Here is a 20189-nt window from a genome sequence, read left to right as displayed (position 1 = left end):
TTATAAGCCCTGACTTCGGTTGGGTCCGAGTTCGACTCGATTCTGTCCCAATGGTAGCACGGTTCTGAGCTAAAGATAAAGATACCACGCGCCTATAGCTTTCAGGCGCTTATTTTGAGGCTCAGTGGCTCCAGAAACTCCAATCTTGAACGCGTTCAAGATTGGAGTTTAAGTCGGCTGACCAGAGCGAAGCCGATCAACCTTGCATGTTACACGCCGCGTCTTTCGGACCCGAGGAGATGACCGACCTAGTTCGTGGCTTTGCCCAGGTTTGCGTTGAAGCCGTGATCACAGATGCTCACCGTGAAGTAGCCAGCGCCGGTCTCCCCTTTCCGAATCTTCTAGATGCCGCCGCACTCGGCCAGCTTGCCTTACGGGGAGCGTCCGGCGACGCGTTGCGCGAAGGCCGTCCTGTTCGACCTCGCGACGGGTTCGATGCTAATTTCCAGGTCGGAGATCAAGATGCAGATTGAGCCGAAGCCTTTGACGGGTTCGTTGTCGGCTCCTGTGAAACTGATGCAGCCCGAAGGGTAGCTGGGCGGTTGACCAAGGCCTGACCACGCTGGATGCGAAGCGCCGCATAGAAGGGTAGGGGAGGAAGATGGGCCACAGCCGTTGTAGACGGGGCAGCCGCTGCGATGTGCATTCCATGCAACAGGGCCGCATCGGGAGACGTCCGGCGGTCGAGAAAGATACCAAGGAAAATTGGAAACTCTGTTGAAACTGACCCAAACAAGAAAATACCTTGGAACTCGCGCAGGCGCGCAGCGGGAAAAGCCAGCACTGCGCTAAAGCGCTCTCAACAGCCCAATTCCCTGTTCGAGAGGTATTGCCCGGATATCTTCTGCTAAGGGGACATCACGCTCTCCGGCGTAGATCAGCAGCTTCCGATTGGCTTTGACGTCTTCTGCGCCGGTGTGGAAACCACGAGAAACCTTCGGCGCAGTCGTGCGCTTGATCTCGACGGCCCAGATGTCGCCACCCGGCAAACGCAGAACCAGATCAAGTTCGGCTCCGGCAGAGGTGCGATAGAAGAAGGGTTCGGTGCCGGCGGGCGTCGCGGCAAGAAGGGTCTCGATGCAGAACCCCTCCCAACTGCCGCCGACGACAGGATGCCCGAGCAAGCCTTCGGTTGTACCAATACTCAACAGCGCATGAACGATCCCGCTGTCCCGCACATAGATTTTTGGCGATTTCACCAGGCGTTTGCCGACATTCTCGTGCCAGGGCTGCAGCCGCCGCACCAGCATGAGATCGACGAGCAGATCGAGATAACGACCGATGGTTTGGCCCGACACACCGAGCCCCTCTGCGAGGGCAGCAGCATTCAGCAGGCCGCCTTGCACATGCGCCAACATGGTCCAGAAGCGCCGCAAGGTTGCGGCCGGAATACGCGGTCCAAGGGCAGGGATGTCACGCTCCAGATAGGTGCGCAGGAAATCTAGACGCCAGTCCATGCTGGCCTGATCGCTGGCAGCCAAGAAACTGTCAGGAAAGCCACCACGTAACCAGAGCGCATTCAACTGATCAGTCCCAACTTCGGTAAGTTGCAGAGGGGGCATTTCGATATACCGGACCCTTCCAGCGAGGGACTCTGCCGATTGTTGCAGGAGAACATTGGAGGCTGACCCTAAGAGCAGAAACTGCCCCGTACGAAACCCGGCCCGCCTGCGCTGGTCGATCTGACCACGCAGGCTCTTGAAGAGGCCGGGCATCTGCTGCACTTCGTCGAGGATGACGAGTTTTCCCGTTTGTTCATCCAGATAGAGATCTGGTTCGGTCAGGATCTGCCGGTCCGCGTCACGTTCAAGATCAAGGTATACCGATGGTTGCTCCGAAGCGATGTCGAGAGCAAGCGTGGTCTTCCCAACCTGCCGGGGACCGAGGAGCACAACAGCGGCTTGGTTCGCAAGCGCGGATTGCACAAGTTGATGAGTTTGGCGCATATACATACCTTGCAATTACTCCATCATGTGGAAGATTTGCAAGGTTAAATTATTGTGCCGCTAACGTTCCAGCCCAATTTGTGAACTAGCCTGAAGTGATGAACACGCTTTGCGCCAAAACTCACTCCAACAACCCAATTCGCTCCGCCCGTTCCAGCAGCATCCTCACGGACGACGGCTGCCATCTTGTTCGGCCACGAGGCGTGCGTTCGCGCATAGATTCCAGCCGTTCACAGATCGCTTGAAGCGTGATGTCGGGATCTGCGCCCTTGATGCCAGCAATAATGGCGGGCAGGCGATCGTCCGTTTCGCGGCGCCCGGCGCGGGCCAGCACCTCGGTAGGCAGGAAGCCGTCGCGGACATAGGCCTTCACAGCGCGCAAGAGACGGCTTTGGGTCCAGCGACGCGCCTCGGGCAGGGGGCCGTTGATGATGCGCACAACGTCTTCCCAGGCCAAGTCGGGGCGCAACCGGCGCACTTGGGGCACCCAGTCTTGAGCCGTCTCGTTCAGCCGCTCCATGTAGCCGTCTTGCCGCGCGAGCCGCACCTTTCGTAGCGCCGCTGGATCGCGGGCGCGTAGGCCCGGGTTCCCGCCGACCCGGCCCTTAGTACGGGCACTCGCCAGCCCCGCCTTGGTACGTTCGCGGATCAGCGCCCGCTCAAACTCGGCCGCGGCGCCCAGAACCTGAAGCGTGAACTTGCCTTGGGGGGAGGCTGTGTCGATCGGATCCTGCAGGGACTTGAAAAACGCGCCCTTGGCCTCGAGTCGCTCGATCACCTCGAGAAGGTGCGACAAGGACCGCGCCAGCCGGTCGATCCGAACGACCACCAGCGTGTCGCCCTTGCCGATGCGCTCCAACACCCGCCCAAGCACCGGCCGCGCACGATTGCCGCCAGAGGCCTGTTCTTCATGGATCTCGGCGCAGCCTGCGGATTTCAGGGCCTGCGACTGGGGCAGGGGGGTTTGATCCTCGGTTGAAACGCGCGCGTAGCCTATCAATGGCATCGAACCAGTCTTTTTGCAGTTTCATACATCGCTAATAAACGACCGTTTGAAAACGAATGCAAGGGCGTGCACTGTGGCGCTGCTCAGCAGAGAACCCTTGGTTTCCATACGCTGAGCGCGATCAGCGAGCTCTCGCAGACCATCGCGCGCCCGTGCTATATAAGGTGTGCAGGCGCACTCTGACAAAACACTTTGGTAAAATGCAAAAGTGCGGTATTTTGCATACATGAAGACTCAAGTATCTATGCAGTATGATATTTTTTACGATCCTCTTGTGAATGCGGAGGGGCTTGAAGAGACGTCTGAGGACGACCTGTGGTTCCTGCCCGGTCCGATGGACGAGGAGCCAGATTATCTGCCGCCCGGACCTAGGGCAGAGCTTCGTGAAACCGCAGTCCTCGACGATTGGCGGAAGGCAGAGGCGGGCAATGCCGCGCGTCTCGCCCGTGTGGCTGGCCGGATCGGCGCGCTGGACGACCGGCTGCGCCGTGGCCCGAAAGGTTGGCGGCACAGGCTCGCGCTGATGGAGGCGGCAGACCTCAGCTGGTTTGTAGGCGACCGAATTGGCCCGGATCGGCTGGCGCTCTGGAAATCCATGCGCTTGTCCGGCGTGCAGGACGACACCGCGGCGCTCGCGCGTGTCGGATGGGCAGTGCGGCGTCTTACAGGCGGCCTTGGACCGGAAGTGGACCTGTCCGCCTTCCTCGACCGCCGCGACCCCGAGAACCTCGGCGTTGAAGCCGAACCGTTCGCGGAACGCGCGGGCGGTTGGCTCGATCTTATGGCGCAAGCCGCCGATCTTCACCCAGTCACGCGCGCTTGCATGGGCTTCCATCTCTGGAGTCTCGCGGGCCTCGGGCAGCACGGCGACCGGATGGAAGCGGCGGTCACAGCCGCACGGATCGTGGCCAGTGAGGGCAAGGGGGCGCTCTTCGCGCCTTTGGCCATGGGCGGGGCAGGAGGATTGCGCTCCGGTGGCCCACCCGCTGACCGTCTGTCTCGTTGGCTTGACGGGATGGAGACCGCATGCCTGACCGCAATGCGTCACCTCGATGATATCGAGGCATGGTCGGCGAGGGCGGAAGCCGAGATGAGCCCGCTTTCCGGCCGCACGCCCCCGGCCTTGTGCGCGGTACTTACCGAATGGCCGCTCGTGTCCGCTCCGATGGCCGAGGCCCTGATCGGCGCCAGCCGGGCTGCCATCCAGCGCAACCTTGCTTGGATGGAAGCGCGTGGTCTGATCCACGAGATGACGGGGCAGGGGCGGTATCGGATGTGGAGGGTCGCAACTTAAGCCGTGCTCTTTGTCGGGGGGCCGACAGTTTATGTTAGAGTCAACGCTTCTGTCCGCCAAACTTGCAGACAATTCGCGCATCGAGCCCACTTTGATGAATTTTGCTCGAAGCACGAATGTCCGCATGGATGAAAACGAACCGCCCGTGTCCAGTCTTCGTCTCTTGCTGCGGCTTATAAATGCGTGGCCCAGCGAGGATGGCTCTCGTCAATGATCAAGGCATGGCTGTGCCTGCGATGTCCCCTTAGGTGGGGATGGTCGAGTGGCAAATTATCGTGGGTGTGCTCAAGCTCAACGGGATCGCCGGACGGCCAGAGTTTCAGCGCTGCGAGCATTCCGAAGGCGGCGATGAGGGCCAGTCCGATCAGTGCGGGAACGACACCATAGACTGTCAGCAGCCATCCCGACAGCGGATAGGTCACAAGCCAGCAGGCGTGGGACAGCGCGAATTGCGCCGCGAAGAGTGCCGGGCGGTCCCCGGCGTGGGCGGAACGGCGCAGCAGTCGGCCGGAAGGGGTGAGGACAGCGGAATATCCGAGCCCCACCAGCAACCAGGCTGTCAGAAGGATGGACCAGCCAAGGCCCGCTCCAAGGACCGTCAACGCCAGACCGACCAGAGTAGCCACCATCAGCGTGGCTCCGCCGAACATCACGGGCCGGTCCGGCAACACATCGAGAACACGCGGCAGGACCAGCGCGGCGATCATCGACCCTGCGCCGAAGGCGAACATCGTCCAGGCCAGAGCACTTTCCGAAAGGCCGAGCGAGCCGCGCACAAGAACGACGGTATTGACCAGCACCATCGCACCTGCCGCCGCCGCCGCGAGGTTCAATGCCAAGAGCCCGCGCAAGCGGGGCGTGGCCAGATAGATGCGGATGCCGCGCGTAGTGCGGTCATAGACACCGCGCGGCTCGGATGGGCGGGGACTGGGCAGCACGACCGAAACAACCAGAAGGGCCGATGCGGCGAAACCGAGGACCGTGCCGAGGAAAAGCGAATTGTAGGGGTCTGATGCCGGAGGGGGCAGAATAGTACGCTAAGGGCTGATTTTGGGTCCTGCACGCTGTAGGGTTCTGTAGATCGTCGGCCGTGACACCGAGAAGAGTTCGGCGAGATCGCTGATGGAATAGTCGCCAGAAGCGTGCATGCGCATCAGTTCTTTTTGTTGTTTTTCAGATAGCTTTGGCTGCTTTCCCCGCAGCTTGCCTTTGGCGCGGGCGATTGCCATGCCTTCTCTTGTCCGCATCCTGATCAGGTCAGATTCAAACTCGGCGAAGGTGGCCAGAATGTTGAAGAACATTCTGCCCATCGGATCGGTCGGATCGTAGACCGACGCACCCAAAGCAAGCTTGACGCCCTTCTTTTCAAGTTGCTCTGCGATAGCGCGCGCGTCTGGAACGGACCTTGCAAGACGATCCAGCTTTGACACGATCAGCACGTCGCCTTCCCGCACGGCAGCCAGTGCCTGGTCGAGGCCGGGACGGGTGCGGTTGGTGCCCGTCAGCCCGTGGTCGGTGTAAATAAGGTCTTCCGATACCCCCAAGGCGTGCAGGGCCTGCCGCTGCGCGGTCAAGTCCTGTTTGTCTGTCGAGCAGCGGGCGTAGCCAATTTTGGTCATGGTCATGGTTCTGTGTACGGATAAGGGGCCTCATGTGCGAATCAAATCGTACCACTTATACGAGATGTGACGGCGTGCTGTTTCATTGCCGTTACCAACCCCCTCGACACATGTCCGCTGATCGACCCTCTTACGGACATCTGCGCTTCTCTCTCTGGAAAACATCATGCCACGACGCAATATCATGACGGACCGTCAAAGGGCTGTCCTCTTCGATCTGCCCACGGATCAAGCGGCTCTGCTGCGCCATTACACCTTGGCCGATGATGATCTGGAAATCATCCGTGGGCGCCGCCGATCCCACAATCGTTTTGGCTTCGCCCTGCAGCTTTGCGCGTTACGATATCCGGGAAGATTGCTGGCACCGGGTGAGGTCATTCCCGAGGCCGTGACGCGCTTCCTGGCGGCGCAACTCGGGTTGCGTCCCGATGATCTGGCTGACTATGCGGCCCGCGAAGAAACCCGCCGTGAGCATCTTGCTGCGTTGCGGGAGGTCTACGGCTACAAGATGTTCACGGGCCGAGGGTCGCGCGATCTGAAGGCCTGGCTGGAAGATGCGGCCGAAACGGCCCGATCGAACGAGGATCTGGCGCGGAGTTTAGTTGAGCAATGCCGGGCAACCCAGACCATCCTGCCCGGGATCACGGTCATCGAACGACTTTGCGCTGATGCTCTTGTCGCCGCTGAACGGCGGGTCGATGCACGAATTGCTGGTCGGCTGGACAAGGAGATGGGCAATCGGCTTGATGCCCTGCTGACAGAGGATGCAGGTGGCTCCGTCACCCGTTTTGTCTGGCTACGCCAGTTTGAGGTGGGCCAGAACTCGGCCGATATGAACCGCCTGCTCGACCGGCTGGAATTTCTGCGAGCTTTGGCGCCGGGCGGTAGCATTCTGGCGGATGTGCCACCTCACCGCGTTACCCGTCTTCGCCGTCAGGGGGAACGCTACTTCGCCGGGGATCTGCGGGACATATCAGGCGAGCGTCGCCTTGCCATCCTCGCGGTCTGCGCCCTCGAATGGCGCAGCGCCATTGCCGATGCGGTGGTCGAAACCCATGACCGTATCGTTGGCAAGACCTGGCGCGAGGCAAAATCCCGATGTGATGCCCGCGCGGACGACGCCAAAGCCGCCCTGAAGGAGACCCTGCAGGCATTTTCTACCCTTGGATCAGCCCTGCTGGAAGCGCATGAAGATCGCGCCTCGCTTGAGGAGGCCGTCCAAAATGCGGGTGGCTGGTCATCCTTGAAGGGGCTTGTCGCCACCGCCGCCCAGCTCACTGACACATTGGCTGCCGATCCACTGGCGCATGTCGTCCACGGATACCATCGCTTCCGTCGCTATGCCCCGCGGATGCTGCGGTTGCTAGACATTCAGGCCGCGCCGGTGGCCGTGCCCTTGCTGGAAGCCGCTGGGATCATCGCGCGCACAGAAACGACAGTGACCTTGCCGCTGACCTTTCTGCGCCGGGGTTCGAAATGGCAAAGACACCTGAATGCTGATGAAGGCGATGGGCAGCGGTTGTGGGAGGTGGCGGTCCTGTTTCACCTGCGCGAGGCCTTCCGCTCCGGCGATATCTGGCTTGTCCGTTCCCGGCGGTTTGGCGACCTGAAAGAGGCACTGGTTCCGGCCGAGGTGGCCCGCGCTACGCCGAGGCTGGCCATGCCGTTCGAACCCGAAACCTGGCTTGCGGATCGCAAGGTGCGCATGTCCGATGCCTTGCGCCGCCTGGCGCGTGCGGCGAAGGCCGGGGCCATCCCAGGTGGATCCATCGAGAACGGCGTCCTGAAAATCGACCGGCTGACTGCGGCCGTCCCGGAAGAAGCTGAAGCCGTGGTGCTTGATCTCTATGGCCGCCTGCCGGGCATCCGGATCACCGACCTCCTGTTGGAGGTGGATGATGACATCGGCTTTACCGAGGCTTTCACCCATATGCGCACAGGCGTACCCTGCACAGACAGGATCGGCCTTCTGAACGTGCTGCTGGCCGAAGGGCTGAACCTTGGCCTCAGCAAAATGGCCGGGGCCACGAACACCCACGATTACTTCCAGCTTTCACGCCTTTCCCGCTGGCATGTGGAAAGCGAGGCAATGGCGCGCGCTCTGGCCATGGTGATCGAGGGCCAATCCTCCCTGCCGATGGCTCGGTTCTGGGGTGCCGGGCAGACAGCCTCAAGCGACGGGCAGTTCTTCCCCACCACGCGCCAGGGCGAAGCGATGAACCTGATCAACGCCAAATACGGCCATGAACCCGGGTTGAAGGCCTACACCCATGTCTCCGACCAGTTCGGACCCTTCGCCACCCAGACCATTCCGGCCACGGTGAACGAGGCGCCCTACATTCTCGACGGTCTGCTGATGACCGACGCGGGCCAAAAAATCCGCGAACAGTATGCCGACACTGGCGGCTTCACCGACCATGTCTTCGCCGTCACCGCCCTGCTGGGATTCCAGTTCATCCCTCGCATCAGGGATCTGCCTTCCAAGCGCCTGTACCTCTTCGACCCGGCGTCCTGTCCGAAAGAGTTGAATGGGCTGATCGGTGGCAAGATCAAGGAACGCCTGATCACGACAAACTGGCCGGATATCCTGCGCAGCGCGGCAACCATGCTCACAGGCGTCATGCCCCCAAGCCAATTGTTGCGGAAGTTTGCAGCCTATCCTCGGCAGCACGAGTTGGCCGTGGCCCTGCGGGAAATCGGACGGGTCGAGCGGACACTCTTCATCATCGATTGGCTGCTCGACGCCGACATGCAGCGCCGCGCCCAGATCGGCCTCAACAAGGGCGAGGCCCATCACGCGTTGAAGAATGCCTTGCGCATCGGACGCCAAGGCGAAATCCGTGACCGCACCACCGAAGGGCAGCACTTCCGCATGGCGGGCCTGAACCTGTTGGCCGCCATAATCATCTACTGGAACACCAAGCATCTCGGTCACACCGTCACGCAGCGACAGCATGATGGGTTGGACTGTCCTGCCGAGCTGCTGGCGCACATCTCGCCGCTCGGTTGGGCTCACATCCTCCTCACGGGCGAATACAGATGGCCAAAAAGGTGACCAGATATCTTAGCGTACTATTCTGCCCCCTCCGGCATCAGACCCCACATAGATCGTATTGGTCAGCCAGCGTGGCATCATGTAATCAAGCCACATTGATTTTTCATAGGCCAGCGACTGGTTGTTGATCTCGACCACGACCATGCTGCTGTTCAGCCCGTGCGGGATGTAAAGCAATAGACCGAAGGCCAGTCCGATCAACGCCATGAGGCGGAACAACCGCTTCCGAGGGCTGTCGTCCGGTTCCAGAACGTAGACCGAGTATGGCACCCAGATCGGCCACATGAACCAGGTGAAAAAAATGAACCCCATAGCTCCCCATAAGACCGTCAGGGGATCGTTTCCGTTCATGCCGACCCAGACAAAACCCTCGGTAAACTGTTGCAGTCCGGCAAAAAGCGGCATCAGGGCAAGCGGAAGATACCGTTTGTTTCGCCGCCACGCCACAATTGAAATGGCCGTGCCGCCGCCAACAAGAAAAACGCTGGCGGCAAAGCTGACTTGCGCGGACAAGCACATGGAATTCTTTCTCCGACATATTTTTTTGGGACGGCCCAAAGTGCAAACCTAAGGCACAAACTGGGCGTTGAAAAGCAACCGGCTCATTACGGGAGTCCTCTCGGCGCCGCTGACCACCCATTGCGATGGGACGGTCGCGGGCGCAGCTCAGTCGCGATTACCTCCCTGAGCACGAGGCCTCTGCGGAGACTTGGCGCGCCCCGTCGGCAAAGTATTCGAATTGCCGAGTTGAGGAATCGCCAGTGGCTTTCATGCAAATCAATGCCTTTCGGATGGAACTGTAAGGTTTGGAGACCGGCAACGTCTATTTACCTAAACGGTCGTTCTCGATCGCAAGGAAAATCGACAGGAGCCAACATTGAAAAAATTGACCCTTGAGGTCCGCGGGCTGTTCGAGGAACTCGATCATCTCGCGGTCGAACGCCATTTGTCAGCTCTCGGCGGCGTGCACAGCGCCGAAGCGAACCCGGCATCGGCAAGCGTGACAGTCCACTACGATGAGACGGCAGTGGGCGAGGAAGAGCTGCGCAACACGGTTGAGGCCTGCGGATTCCACTGCGCCGGGGAGCGGGTTCCGAACCATGTCTGCCACGCCGACCATCAAATGTCTGGCGCGGAGGCCCCGGCTGGCCACGACGCGATGGCGCACGAGATGGGCCACGGCGGTGGTATGGACATGGCCAGCATGGTCCGCGACATGCGCAACCGCTTCTGGGTGGCGCTGCTGTTCACCATCCCGATCTTCACTTATTCGCCGATGGGTGGCCTGTTCACGCCACCCGCGCCGCCCTTCGGGCTGGAACTGGATCTGTGGCTGTTCTTCCTGGGTAGTGCCGCGATTATCTGGCCAAGCTGGCCGTTCTTCGTCGCCGCCTGGCGCGCCCTGCGCAACGGCATCCTGAACATGGCGGTCCTGGTCGTGCTGTCGGTTGGCACCGGTTATGTGTTCAGCGTCGGGTCTACCTTCTTCTTTCCGGGCGTGCAATTCTACGAGGCGGTGGCGGTGCTGCTGGTGTTCATCCTGTTGGGTCACTGGCTGGAGATGCGCGCGCGGGCCGGGGCGTCCGCTGCAATCCGCGCACTGCTCGATCTTGCACCGCCGATGGCGACCGTTATCCGCGATGGGCAAGACGTTGAGGTGCCTACCTCCGAAGTACTTGAGGGCGAGATCGTGCTGATCCGGCCCGGCAACAAGATCCCGGTGGATGGCGAGGTTGTCGAAGGCGCGTCGCTGGTCGACGAATCCATGCTGACAGGCGAATCCATGCCGGTCAACAAGGCCGTCGGCGACACCGTGATCGGCGCCACCATCAACAAGAGCGGCAGTTTCCGGTACCGCGCCACCAAGGTCGGGGCCGACACCGCGCTGGCGCAGATCGTCAAGCTGGTGCAGGAGGCGCAGAACTCCAAGGCACCCGCCCAGCTTCTGGCCGACAAAGCCTCACAATGGCTGGTGCTGATCGCCGTCGTGATCGGACTTGCAACCTTCGCGGTCTGGTTCTGGTGGATCGGCTCTCCGCTTTTGTTCGCGCTGACGCTGACGATCACCGTCTTCGTCATCGCCTGCCCGGACGCGCTTGGGCTTGCTACGCCGATGGCGGTGATGGTGGGCACAGGGTTAGGGGCGCAGCACGGTATCCTGTTCAAGAATGCCGGTGCGCTGGAAGACGCGACCAAGCTTGACGTGATCGTCTTCGACAAGACCGGCACGTTGACCATGGGCGAACCGCGCGTGGTCGAGGTCGTTGCCGCCGAAGGCGGCGCGGAGGATGACGCGCTGCGGGCTGCGGCGGCCGTCGATCGCGGCTCGGACCACCCGCTGGCGCTCGCCATTGTCGAACGCGCGGCGGACCTCGACGTCCCGCAGATGGCCGAGTTTCTCAACCTCGAAGGCCGCGGCGCGCGCGCCGAAGTCGCAGGCAAGACCGTGCTGGTCGGCAATCGGCGCCTGATGGACGAGGAGGGTATCGACGTCGGCACCCTGACGGCGGAGGCCGAGCGCCTGAAGGGCGAGGGCCGCACGGTTGTGCATGTGGCGCAGGGCGGACGGATGCTGGGCCTGATCGCCATCGCTGATGCGCCGCGTCCGAGCGCCAAGGCCACCGTGGCCAAGCTGCGCGCACGCGGCGTCGAGGTGGCGATGCTGACCGGCGACAACGAAGGTACCGCAAGGCGGATCGCGGGCGAGCTGGGCATCGACATTGTGCTGGCAGATGTTCTTCCGGGCCAAAAGGCCGAGAAGGTCAAAGAGCTTCAGGCCCAGGGTAAGAAGGTCGGCATGGTCGGTGACGGTGTCAACGACGCACCCGCGTTGACCCAGGCCGATGTCGGATTTGCCATCGGTGCGGGCACCGACGTGGCGATGGAAAGCGCCGATGTCGTGCTGATGAAAAGCGATCCCTACGATGTCGTGGGGGCCATCGAGTTGTCGCGCGCCACCTTGCGCAAGATGCACCAGAACCTGTTCTGGGCCGTGGCTTACAACGTGGTCGCCTTTCCGATGGCGGCAGGGGTGTTTTATCCGTTGATCATCAGCCCCGCCGTGGCAGCACTTGCCATGTCGGGCAGCTCCGCGCTGGTGGCGGTCAACGCGCTGCTGCTGAAACGAACGCGGCTGGAAGGTATTGGTGCGGGCAAGAGTGGGTCCGCCAGCGGCGGCGGTCAGGGCGATGCGCAGGCAGGCCAGGTGCCGCTTCACGCCGGACACTCGCAGAAATCACATTGAATAAGGGGGACTTGAGATGTCTGACACATCATCGACCAAGACACCGGACGGGAAGGGCATGGCGGCGCGGTTTCCCACCGCGTATTCCATCCTGTTCGGCCTGATCATCGTTGTCGCGGCGCTGACCTGGATTATCCCTGCGGGCCAATATGACCGCGCCATGAACGAAGAGGTCGGGCGCGAGATCGCCGTGCCGGGTACGTATCAAACGGTCGAGCCCAATCCACAGGGGGTCATCGACGTCATGCTGGCACCGGTGGCGGGGTTTTATGATCCCGACAGCTATGCCGCAAATGCCATCGACGTGGCGCTGTTCGTACTGCTTTTGGGCGGCTTTCTGGGCGTGGTGAATGCCACGAATGCCATCGACACCGGCATCCAGACGGCGATGGTGCGGCTGAAGGGGCGCGAGATCTGGATGATCCCGATCCTGATGTCGCTCTTTGCCCTGGGCGGCACGACCTATGGCATGGCCGAGGAAACGCTGGCCTTTTACGCGCTTCTGATCCCGGTGGTGATCGCGGCGGGCTACGATTCCGTGACCGGCGTGGCGATCATCCTGATCGGTGCCGGGATCGGCACGCTGGGATCGACAATCAACCCCTTCGCCACGGTGATCGCGTCTAACGCGGCAGGCATCCCGTTCACGGATGGTATTGCGCTGCGGCTGGTCCTTCTGTTGGGCGGCCTCGCGATCTGCGTGGCCTACGTCATGCGCTATGCCTCGAAGGTTAAGGCCGACCCGGCCCGGTCCGTCGTCGCTGCGCAACGCGACAGCGACCGGCAGTTTTTTCTGAACGAGACGGATGCAACGTTCGAGGAGCCGAAGCTGAGCGGAACTCAGAAGCTGGTCCTGATCCTGTTTTTTACGACCTTTGCGGTAATGATTTGGGGTGTCTCGAGCCAGGGATGGTGGATGGCTCGGATGGGCGCGCTGTTCTTCGGCATGGCCATCGTCGTCGGGCTGGTCGCCCGCATGGGGGAGAAGAAGCTAACGTCGTCCTTTGTCGACGGAGCGAAGGATCTTCTGGGAGTTGCGCTGGTGATCGGTCTGGCGCGCGGCATCGTGGTGATCATGGAGCAGGGCCTGATTGCCGACACGATCCTGAATAGTGCCGCCGATACCCTCGGCGGCCTGCCGGAAGTCGCGTTCATCAACCTGATGCTTTGGATCGAGATCGGGATGAGCTTTCTCGTGCCGTCGTCGTCCGGCCTGGCCGTCCTGTCGATGCCGATCCTTGCCCCGTTGGGGGATTTCGCGGGGGTCGGCCGTGACCTCGTGGTGACGGCCTATCAATCGGCGAGCGGGCTCGTGAATCTGATCACGCCCACCTCTGCGGTTGTGATCGGCGGTCTGGCCATCGGGCGCGTGTCGTTCGACCGCTGGGTCGTCTTCGTCTGGCCCCTGCTGCTGATCCTCGTCGTCTTCATCTCGGCCGGGATCAGCCTGGCCGCCATTCTCTGATTAGAAAGAAGGAGGCATTCCAGATGTCTGAACCAAAATTGGGCGTTCATTCCGAAGCCGGTACATTGCGGCAGGTGATCGTATCGCCACCCGGCCTGGCGCATCGCCGTCTGACACCGGACAACCGCGAAAACCTGCTGTTCGACGATGTGTTCTGGGTCAAACAGGCGATCAAGGATCACGCCGTCTTTGCCGATGTCATGCGCGGCGAAGGGGTCGAGGTGTTGGATGCGATGGCGCTGCTGGGCGAGACGCTGGACATTTCCGACGCGCGCGCCTGGGTTCTCGACCACCGCATCACCCGCAATGACGTCGGCGTGGGGATGCGGGACGACTTGCGTGCCTGGATGGAGGGTCTGCCCGGCACGGAACTGGCCCGTTTGCTGGTCGGCGGCATCCGGGTGGACGATCTGCCTTTCACGCCCTCCGGCATGTTCGGCAGCTACCTTGGCCCCCACGGTTTCGTGCTGCCGCCGCTGCCAAATTTCATCTTTACCCGCGACAATTCAGCCTGGGTTTATGGCGGCGTGAGCCTGAACCCGATGCATTTCGCGGCACGGCGGCCCGAAACGCTGCTGATGGCAGCAGTCTACCGGTTTTATCCGACATTCGCGGATCGAGTGCGGGTCTGGTTCGGCGATCCGACGCGGGAATTCGGGACGGCCACGCTGGAAGGCGGCGACATCATGCCAATCGGGCACGGTGTCGTCATGGTCGGCATGGGCGAACGATCGACCCCGCAGGCGGTGGGCCAACTGGCCGAGGCGCTGTTCGAGGGTGGCGACGTGACGCGGGTGATCGCCTGCCAGATGCCCAGTTCGCGCGCGGCGATGCATCTGGACACCGTTTTCACCCATTGCGGGGGCGATGTGGTGACCACTTTCAAGGAGGTGGCGGATGCGATCACCTGCTATGACCTGCGCCCCGGTCAGGGCAAGGCCGCGCTCGATATCCGCCGGGATGCGCGCCACATATTCGAGATCACCGCTGAAATTCTGGGCCACAAGAAACTGCATCTAGTGCCCACCGGCGGGGCCGACGCCGCGGAGCAATCGCGCGAACAGTGGAATGATGGCAACAACGTGCTGGCGCTGCGCCCCGGCGTCGTCATCGGCTATGACCGCAACGACGACACCAACGCCGCACTGAAGGAGGCCGGGATCGAGGTGCTGGCCATCCCCGGTGCCGAACTCGGCCGGGGCAGGGGCGGCAGCCACTGCATGAGTTGCCCGACGATCCGCGACGCAATCTGAACCACCGACGATAAGGAAATCCCATGTCCTACAATCTGAGAAACCGCCATTTCCTGGCCCTGCGCGACTTCACGCCGCAGGAAATCAGCTTCTTGCTGAAACTCTCCGCCGACCTGAAGGCGGCGAAATACGCCGGCACTGAAGTTCCGCGCCTGACCGGCAAGGAAATCGCCCTGATCTTCGAGAAGGACAGCACCCGCACCCGCGTCGGCTTTGAGGTGGCGGCCCACGATCAGGGCGCGCATGTGACCTATCTTGGCCCCTCGGGGTCGCATCTGGGCAAGAAGGAAACCGTCAAGGACACCGCGCGCGTGCTAGGCCGGGTCTATGACGCGATCGAATATCGCGGATTTGGTCACCCTATCGTCGAGACGCTGGCGCAATACGCTGGCGTGCCCGTCTATAACGGGCTGACGGACGAATTCCACCCGACGCAGATCCTTGCCGATTTCCTGACCATGCAGGAACATTCCGACAAGCCGCTGCGCGAGATCGCCTATTGCTTCATGGGCGATGCGGGCAACAACATGGGTGACAGCCTGCTGATCGGCGGGGCGAAGATGGGCATGGATGTGCGCCTGTGCGCGCCCGAAAGCCTGTGGCCGGGCCAGGCGATCCGCGACGAGGCCGATGACGTCGCCGTGCAGACCGGCGCGCGGATCACGATCACCGAGGATGTGGACGCCGCGGTGAAAGACGTCGATTTCGTCTATACCGATGTCTGGGTGTCGATGGGTGAGCCCAAGGAAAAATGGGCGGAACGGATCGAGCTGCTGACGCCCTATCAGGTGAATTCCGATGTGATGGCCAAAACCGGCAATCCGAGGGCCAAGTTCATGCATTGCCTGCCCGCCTTCCACAATGCCGAGACCGAAGTCGGCGCCGATATCGAAGAGGAATTCGGCATCACGGCGATGGAAGTCACCGAAGAGGTGTTCGAAAGCCCGGCCTCCATCGTGTTCGATCAGGCCGAGAACCGGCTGCACACGATTAAGGCGGTGCTCGTCGCCACGCTGGGCAACTAGCGGTGCTGGTTGTCGCCGCATTGGGGGGCAATGCATTGTTGCGCCGTGGCGAGCCGCTGACCGCCAAGGCGCAGCGCGAGAACGTCGCCACCGCGGCTACCGCGCTGGCGCAGATCATCAAGGCCGGACACCGGCTGGTCGTCACCCACGGCAACGGGCCGCAAATCGGCCTGCTTGCATTGCAGGGTGCGGCCTACAAACCCGATGCAGTGTTCCCGCTGGATGTGCTGGGGGCGGAAACCGATGGCATGATCGGTTACATGATCGAGCAGGCGCTTGAAAACGCCCTGGGCCATGACCGCCCGGTCGCGACCCTGCTGACCCAGATCGAGGTCGATCCCAAAGACCCGGCCTTCGCCAAACCCACCAAGTTCATCGGCCCGGTCTATGACAAGGCGGAAGCCGAACGGCTCGCGCAGGCGCGGGGGTGGAGCATTGCTGCGGATGGCGCGCATTGGCGCCGCGTGGTGCCGTCGCCGATGCCGAGTGGCATTCCCGACCTGAAAGTGCTGGAACTGCTGCTCGAGCAGGACGTGACGCTGATCTGCGCAGGCGGCGGTGGCATTCCGGTCGTCCGGCGTGCCGACGGTTCGCTGATCGGGGTCGAGGCGGTGATCGACAAGGATCACGCGACGGCGCTTCTGGCACACAAGCTGAACGCCGACGCGCTGTTGCTGCTGACTGACGTCGAGGCCGTGTTCCGCGACTTCGGCACCGAAACGCAATCGGCTATTTGGCAGGTGTCGCCGGAGGACGCAGTGCGTCTGGACTTGCCCGACGGCTCGATGGCGCCGAAGGTGGCCGCCGCCGCGACTTTCGTATCCGATCGTGCGCGTTTCGCCTCCGTGGGTCGCCTGGAGGATGCGCTTGCCCTGCTAGATGGCAAGGCGGGCACGATGATCGTAAACAACTGAACCCAAGGAGCATATTCGATGAAACGTCTGGCAGAAAAAGTCACCCTGATCACTGGAGGAGCGGCAGGCATCGGTCTGGAAACCGCCCGGCTTTTCTTGAGTGAGGGGGCCAAGGTTGCGCTTGTGGACCTCCACGTTGACGACCTGTCGGATGCTGCGGGGGATCTGGGCAATCCGGACGACCTGCTGACAATCGCCGCCGACGTCTCATCGGTCGAAGATTGCAAAAGATACGTCGCGCAGACCGTCGAGAAGTTCGGGCGCATCGACGTGTTCTTCAACAACGCCGGAGTCGAAGGCATGGTCGCGCCGCTGGTCGATCAGAAGATCGAGGATTTTGACCGCGTGATGGCGGTTAATGTGCGCGGCGCTTTCCTTGGGTTGCAGCATGTCTTGCCCGTGATGACTGGGCAGCAATCGGGCAGCGTGATCAACATGTCGTCGATCGCGGGCCTCAAGGGCAGCCCGAACGTCGCGCCCTATATCACGTCGAAACATGCCGTTGTCGGTTTGACGCGCGCCGCCGCGATAGAGGTCGCAGGCCACAACGTGCGTGTCAACTCGGTGCATCCCTCGCCGGTCAACACGCGGATGATGCGGTCGCTGGAGGAAGGGTTCAATCCCGGCCACGGCGACGAAGTGAAGCAACAGCTTGCCGGCACGATTCCGCTGGGTCGCTATGGTGAAAGCATAGAAATCGCCAATCTGGTCCTGTTCCTCGCCTCCGACGAGTCCGCCTTCATCACGGGAGCGCAGTATCCCATCGACGGGGGCATGTCGGCGGGCTGATCGGGTCTCTGCCCTATGGGTTTGGAACCTGTTGCTAGGGGGCTGTCAGGTCGCCGTAAATGTCCCGACCCCAAGCGCCGCGTTCGTACGCGCAATCGACGCCGATCCGTCTCGCTCGGCTTCCGTCAGGGCGCGGATCGCGTCGATGGTTTCGGGGATCACGATGGCTTGGTTGTCGACCATGTAGGCATAGTACAATTCGTCGCCCTCGACCTTGAGCATGTCCTCCCACAGAGCCACCTCATAGAGGCTGTCGTTGGGACGCCCGAAATCGGCCATCATCTCCTTGACCGCGTTAAGTGCGCCCAGCCCGTCCGCCATCCGGATCAACGCGATGCGGGAGGAGGCGCGGAACGCTTCGAGTACCTCGTCTTTGGACGCCTTGCGCGGCATCCTGACCGACCAATAATGCAGATGGGCAAGGGTCTGCGGCACCTTCACGGCCATCGTGATCACGTCGAGATCGGGATCGACGCTTTGTGCATCCGGGCCCTGATGGCTGGGAATATCGGGTTCGGGCACAAGCGTGTTCATGATTCCACCCAGATGGCTTTCCCACGGGTCGGTGGCGCGCCGCAGGAGCGTTCCGCGCGCTGAGCCAAGAAGCCCTGCAACTTTCAGCGCTGTGAGGGTGCGGACGATCGACGTCGTGTTGCAGGACACCACGCGGGTGCGATCGCGCCCAATCGCGCTTGCATAGTTTGCTTCGGCAACAAAGGAATGGCCGGTCACCTCGTGTTTTTCGCCGCCATGAACGATGAACCGGATGCCTCTTTCGCGATAGGTTTCCACATTGCGCACAGCCACTTTCTTGGGCGTGCTGTCCACCACGATGTCTGCGGTAGCAAGCAGGTCGTCGAGCCCTCCGGCCACGTCAAGGCCGGCCTCTCGCATGGCCGGGGTGCGATCCGGGTCGGCGGCATAAAGCGCGAAACCCTTCGCGCGCGCCATGCGGGCGCGCCAGTCGGAGGTGACATCCGCCACGCCAACGAGGTCCATGTCCTCTTGTGCGACCACTGCGTCTGCCACACGTTTGCCGATCACGCCGTATCCGTTTACGGCAACTCTGATAGGTCTCATGTCAGTCATCCCGCTCTCGTGAATTCTGTGCCGGTCGAAATATCCCAGGCGGATTCGCCTGCCTTGACCTTGGCGATATAGTCACGGGTCAGCGGAACCGCATCACGGCGCTTGGCAAGCTGGATCTGGAAGACCATCAACCGCCCATTCCGGAACGCCATTTCGCAGACAGCCAGATAGAATTCCCACATACGGCAGAACCGCTCGTCGTAAAGCATGCGCGCTGTTTCGCGTTCCTGGGCAAATCGTTCGGACCAGTGGCGCAGAGTCTCGGCATAATGCAACCGCAGGACCTCGACATCCGTGACCCACATTCCCGCACGCTCTGCTGCCGCGATGGTTTCGGACAGCGTGGGCAGATAGCCCCCGGGGAAGACGTATTTGCGGATCCACGGATCGCTGCCGCCTTTGGGCGCCATCCTGCCGATCGCATGCAAAAGTGCGACGCCATCGGGCCTGAGAACGCGCTGAAGGGTGGTAAAAAACGCATCGAATCCGCTGCGGCCCACATGCTCGAACATACCTACGGACACGACGCGATCGTATAGCCCATGCTCTTCGCGGTAATCGCGCCGTTCAAAGGCCACCTGATCAAACAGGCCGGTTTGCTGGGCACGTTCGCGGGCAGCGGCAATCTGTTCGGTCGAGAGGCTGAGCCCGGTCACGCGCGCCTCGTGTTGCTGGGCAAGCTCCATCGCCAGCCCGCCCCAGCCCGAGCCGATGTCGAGAACCTCCAGACCGGGTCGCATCAAGAGCTTTGCTGCGATGTGCTTTTTCTTGAAGGCCTGGGCCTCGTCCAACGTTTCGGTCCCGATCGGGAAGTAGGCGCAGGAGTATTGTCGATCCGCATCCAGAAAAAGGTCGTAGAGTTCGGTCGAGATGTCGTAGTGATGCGCCACGTTCGCGTGAGACCGGCTGATCGGATTATGATGCAGCCTGCGGCTCAGGAATGCGTCCAGCCAGCGGGTCAATCGTCTGCCAGGCAATGCGTCGATAGTATCTATGTCGGTCATGCAGATCGAGAGGAGGTCGCGCAGGCTGCCAGTTTCAATGCGCAGCGTCCCGTCCATATAAGCCTCGCCAAGTGCAATGCTGGGGTTCACCAGAAGTTGCACAGGCAGCACCTTTTCGGTCAAACGGACGGAAACGGCGGGTTCGCCGCCGGGGCCGAAATGCCACGTCTGGCCGCAGGGATCGTAGATGGTGAGGCGTCCGTTTTGAACGAGGCGTCGCAGCGATTTGGCGAGCAACCACATGGCCGCCCGTCCCGGTGCGAGACGTCCGGTTTCAATCCGGCTACCTTCTTGTTCAAAGCGTTCGTCGGGAGAGGTTTCGCTATTGGACATGATCGCTTGCTCCGTCTTGTTTTTTGTCGGCAGGCGGCGTCAACCGCCGCTTTCTGATAAAACAGACGAAAGATGACAAGGTTCATTACAGCGCAGCGGCCTGCCGACACGGTGCCCGCGGTGCACAGGCGTGCGTAGGCGGAACCCTTGGAA

The 20189-nt window shown here is 61.7% G+C and carries 15 protein-coding genes and 1 pseudogene; 9 read left to right on the top strand and 7 right to left on the bottom strand.

What is annotated here, in order from left to right; genetic code table 11:
- Positions 1 to 239 precede the first annotated feature (239 nt).
- Complete coding sequence (locus RAK1035_RS20325; RefSeq protein WP_157132432.1) at positions 240 to 473, top strand: hypothetical protein; 234 nt, start codon at positions 240 to 242, stop codon at positions 471 to 473.
- A 315-nt stretch (positions 474 to 788) separates the two neighbouring features.
- Here the strand turns inward: RAK1035_RS20325 and RAK1035_RS20090 are convergent, their stop codons facing one another.
- Positions 789 to 1952, bottom strand: a complete 1164-nt coding sequence (locus RAK1035_RS20090) for an ATP-binding protein (protein ID WP_008282912.1) — start codon at positions 1950 to 1952, stop codon at positions 789 to 791.
- Between the two features lie 115 nt (positions 1953 to 2067).
- Complete coding sequence (locus RAK1035_RS20085; protein ID WP_008282911.1) at positions 2068 to 2952, bottom strand: recombinase family protein; 885 nt, start codon at positions 2950 to 2952, stop codon at positions 2068 to 2070.
- 244 nt (positions 2953 to 3196) lie between these two features.
- Here RAK1035_RS20085 and RAK1035_RS20080 point away from each other — a divergent pair, with 244 nt between their 5' ends.
- Positions 3197 to 4246, top strand: a complete 1050-nt coding sequence (locus tag RAK1035_RS20080; protein ID WP_008282910.1) for a hypothetical protein — start codon at positions 3197 to 3199, stop codon at positions 4244 to 4246.
- A 173-nt stretch (positions 4247 to 4419) separates the two neighbouring features.
- Here RAK1035_RS20080 and RAK1035_RS20075 read toward each other — a convergent pair.
- Both RAK1035_RS20075 and RAK1035_RS20070 read right to left on the bottom strand, forming a co-directional pair.
- Positions 4420 to 5250: pseudogene (locus RAK1035_RS20075) on the bottom strand (MFS transporter); the annotation flags it as partial.
- 33 nt (positions 5251 to 5283) lie between these two features.
- Positions 5284 to 5871: a recombinase family protein gene (locus RAK1035_RS20070; protein WP_008282908.1), complete on the bottom strand. Its 588-nt coding sequence runs from the start codon at positions 5869 to 5871 to the stop codon at positions 5284 to 5286.
- Positions 5872 to 6031: 160 nt separating this feature from the next.
- Here RAK1035_RS20070 and RAK1035_RS20065 point away from each other — a divergent pair, with 160 nt between their 5' ends.
- Positions 6032 to 8920: a Tn3 family transposase gene (locus RAK1035_RS20065; RefSeq protein WP_037298742.1), complete on the top strand. Its 2889-nt coding sequence runs from the start codon at positions 6032 to 6034 to the stop codon at positions 8918 to 8920.
- 9 nt (positions 8921 to 8929) lie between these two features.
- Here the strand turns inward: RAK1035_RS20065 and RAK1035_RS20060 are convergent, their stop codons facing one another.
- Entirely contained in the window at positions 8930 to 9433 is a 504-nt protein-coding gene (locus tag RAK1035_RS20060) for a DUF6629 family protein (RefSeq protein ID WP_198133621.1), read from the bottom strand.
- A gap of 364 nt (positions 9434 to 9797) precedes the next feature.
- On the opposite strand from RAK1035_RS20060, the gene RAK1035_RS20055 reads away from it, so the two are divergent.
- From RAK1035_RS20055 to RAK1035_RS20030, 6 genes are read left to right on the top strand one after another with little or no spacing between them, the layout of a single operon-like run.
- Complete coding sequence (locus tag RAK1035_RS20055; RefSeq protein ID WP_008282905.1) at positions 9798 to 12164, top strand: heavy metal translocating P-type ATPase; 2367 nt, start codon at positions 9798 to 9800, stop codon at positions 12162 to 12164.
- 16 nt (positions 12165 to 12180) lie between these two features.
- Complete coding sequence (locus RAK1035_RS20050) at positions 12181 to 13629, top strand: YfcC family protein (RefSeq protein ID WP_037275431.1); 1449 nt, start codon at positions 12181 to 12183, stop codon at positions 13627 to 13629.
- Positions 13630 to 13652: 23 nt separating this feature from the next.
- Positions 13653 to 14882 carry an arginine deiminase gene (locus RAK1035_RS20045; protein ID WP_008282903.1) on the top strand — a complete coding sequence of 410 codons (1230 nt, stop codon included), beginning with the start codon at positions 13653 to 13655 and terminating at the stop codon, positions 14880 to 14882.
- A 23-nt stretch (positions 14883 to 14905) separates the two neighbouring features.
- A complete protein-coding gene (argF, locus tag RAK1035_RS20040) occupies positions 14906 to 15907 on the top strand; it encodes an ornithine carbamoyltransferase (protein WP_008282902.1) in 1002 nt (333 codons plus the stop codon).
- Between the two features lie 2 nt (positions 15908 to 15909).
- Positions 15910 to 16821: a carbamate kinase gene (arcC, locus tag RAK1035_RS20035; protein WP_008282901.1), complete on the top strand. Its 912-nt coding sequence runs from the start codon at positions 15910 to 15912 to the stop codon at positions 16819 to 16821.
- Between the two features lie 18 nt (positions 16822 to 16839).
- Positions 16840 to 17610 (top strand): SDR family NAD(P)-dependent oxidoreductase, encoded by a 771-nt coding sequence (locus RAK1035_RS20030; protein WP_008282900.1) that lies wholly within the window; start codon positions 16840 to 16842, stop codon positions 17608 to 17610.
- A 45-nt stretch (positions 17611 to 17655) separates the two neighbouring features.
- Here RAK1035_RS20030 and RAK1035_RS20025 read toward each other — a convergent pair whose 3' ends face one another.
- Both RAK1035_RS20025 and RAK1035_RS20020 read right to left on the bottom strand, forming a co-directional pair.
- Positions 17656 to 18699 (bottom strand): type II glyceraldehyde-3-phosphate dehydrogenase, encoded by a 1044-nt coding sequence (locus RAK1035_RS20025; RefSeq protein WP_037275430.1) that lies wholly within the window; start codon positions 18697 to 18699, stop codon positions 17656 to 17658.
- Positions 18696 to 20036, bottom strand: coding sequence for an SAM-dependent methyltransferase (locus RAK1035_RS20020; RefSeq protein ID WP_099911744.1), 1341 nt, complete (start codon positions 20034 to 20036; stop codon positions 18696 to 18698). Before RAK1035_RS20020 ends, RAK1035_RS20025 begins: the two co-directional genes overlap by 4 nt.
- Between the last annotated feature and the right edge of the window lie 153 nt (positions 20037 to 20189).

This window comes from Roseovarius sp. AK1035 (assembly GCF_003288315.1).
Classification (GTDB): Bacteria; Pseudomonadota; Alphaproteobacteria; order Rhodobacterales; family Rhodobacteraceae; genus Roseovarius; species Roseovarius mucosus_A.
This window is presented reverse-complemented; position numbering and strand designations above follow the sequence as displayed.

Excerpts from the sequence above, each read along its gene's own strand:
- RAK1035_RS20050 (WP_037275431.1), top strand. The coding sequence starts at position 12,181 with ATGTCTGACACATCATCGACCAAGACACCGGACGGGAAGGGCATGGCG.
- RAK1035_RS20020 (WP_099911744.1), bottom strand. The coding sequence starts at position 20,036 with ATGTCCAATAGCGAAACCTCTCCCGACGAACGCTTTGAACAAGAAGGT.
- RAK1035_RS20030 (WP_008282900.1), top strand. The coding sequence starts at position 16,840 with ATGAAACGTCTGGCAGAAAAAGTCACCCTGATCACTGGAGGAGCGGCA.
- RAK1035_RS20090 (WP_008282912.1), bottom strand. The coding sequence starts at position 1,952 with ATGTATATGCGCCAAACTCATCAACTTGTGCAATCCGCGCTTGCGAAC.
- RAK1035_RS20085 (WP_008282911.1), bottom strand. The coding sequence starts at position 2,952 with ATGCCATTGATAGGCTACGCGCGCGTTTCAACCGAGGATCAAACCCCC.
- RAK1035_RS20070 (WP_008282908.1), bottom strand. The coding sequence starts at position 5,871 with ATGACCATGACCAAAATTGGCTACGCCCGCTGCTCGACAGACAAACAG.
- RAK1035_RS20065 (WP_037298742.1), top strand. The coding sequence starts at position 6,032 with ATGCCACGACGCAATATCATGACGGACCGTCAAAGGGCTGTCCTCTTC.
- RAK1035_RS20045 (WP_008282903.1), top strand. The coding sequence starts at position 13,653 with ATGTCTGAACCAAAATTGGGCGTTCATTCCGAAGCCGGTACATTGCGG.
- RAK1035_RS20025 (WP_037275430.1), bottom strand. The coding sequence starts at position 18,699 with ATGACTGACATGAGACCTATCAGAGTTGCCGTAAACGGATACGGCGTG.
- RAK1035_RS20080 (WP_008282910.1), top strand. The coding sequence starts at position 3,197 with ATGCAGTATGATATTTTTTACGATCCTCTTGTGAATGCGGAGGGGCTT.
- argF (WP_008282902.1), top strand. The coding sequence starts at position 14,906 with ATGTCCTACAATCTGAGAAACCGCCATTTCCTGGCCCTGCGCGACTTC.
- RAK1035_RS20325 (WP_157132432.1), top strand. The coding sequence starts at position 240 with ATGACCGACCTAGTTCGTGGCTTTGCCCAGGTTTGCGTTGAAGCCGTG.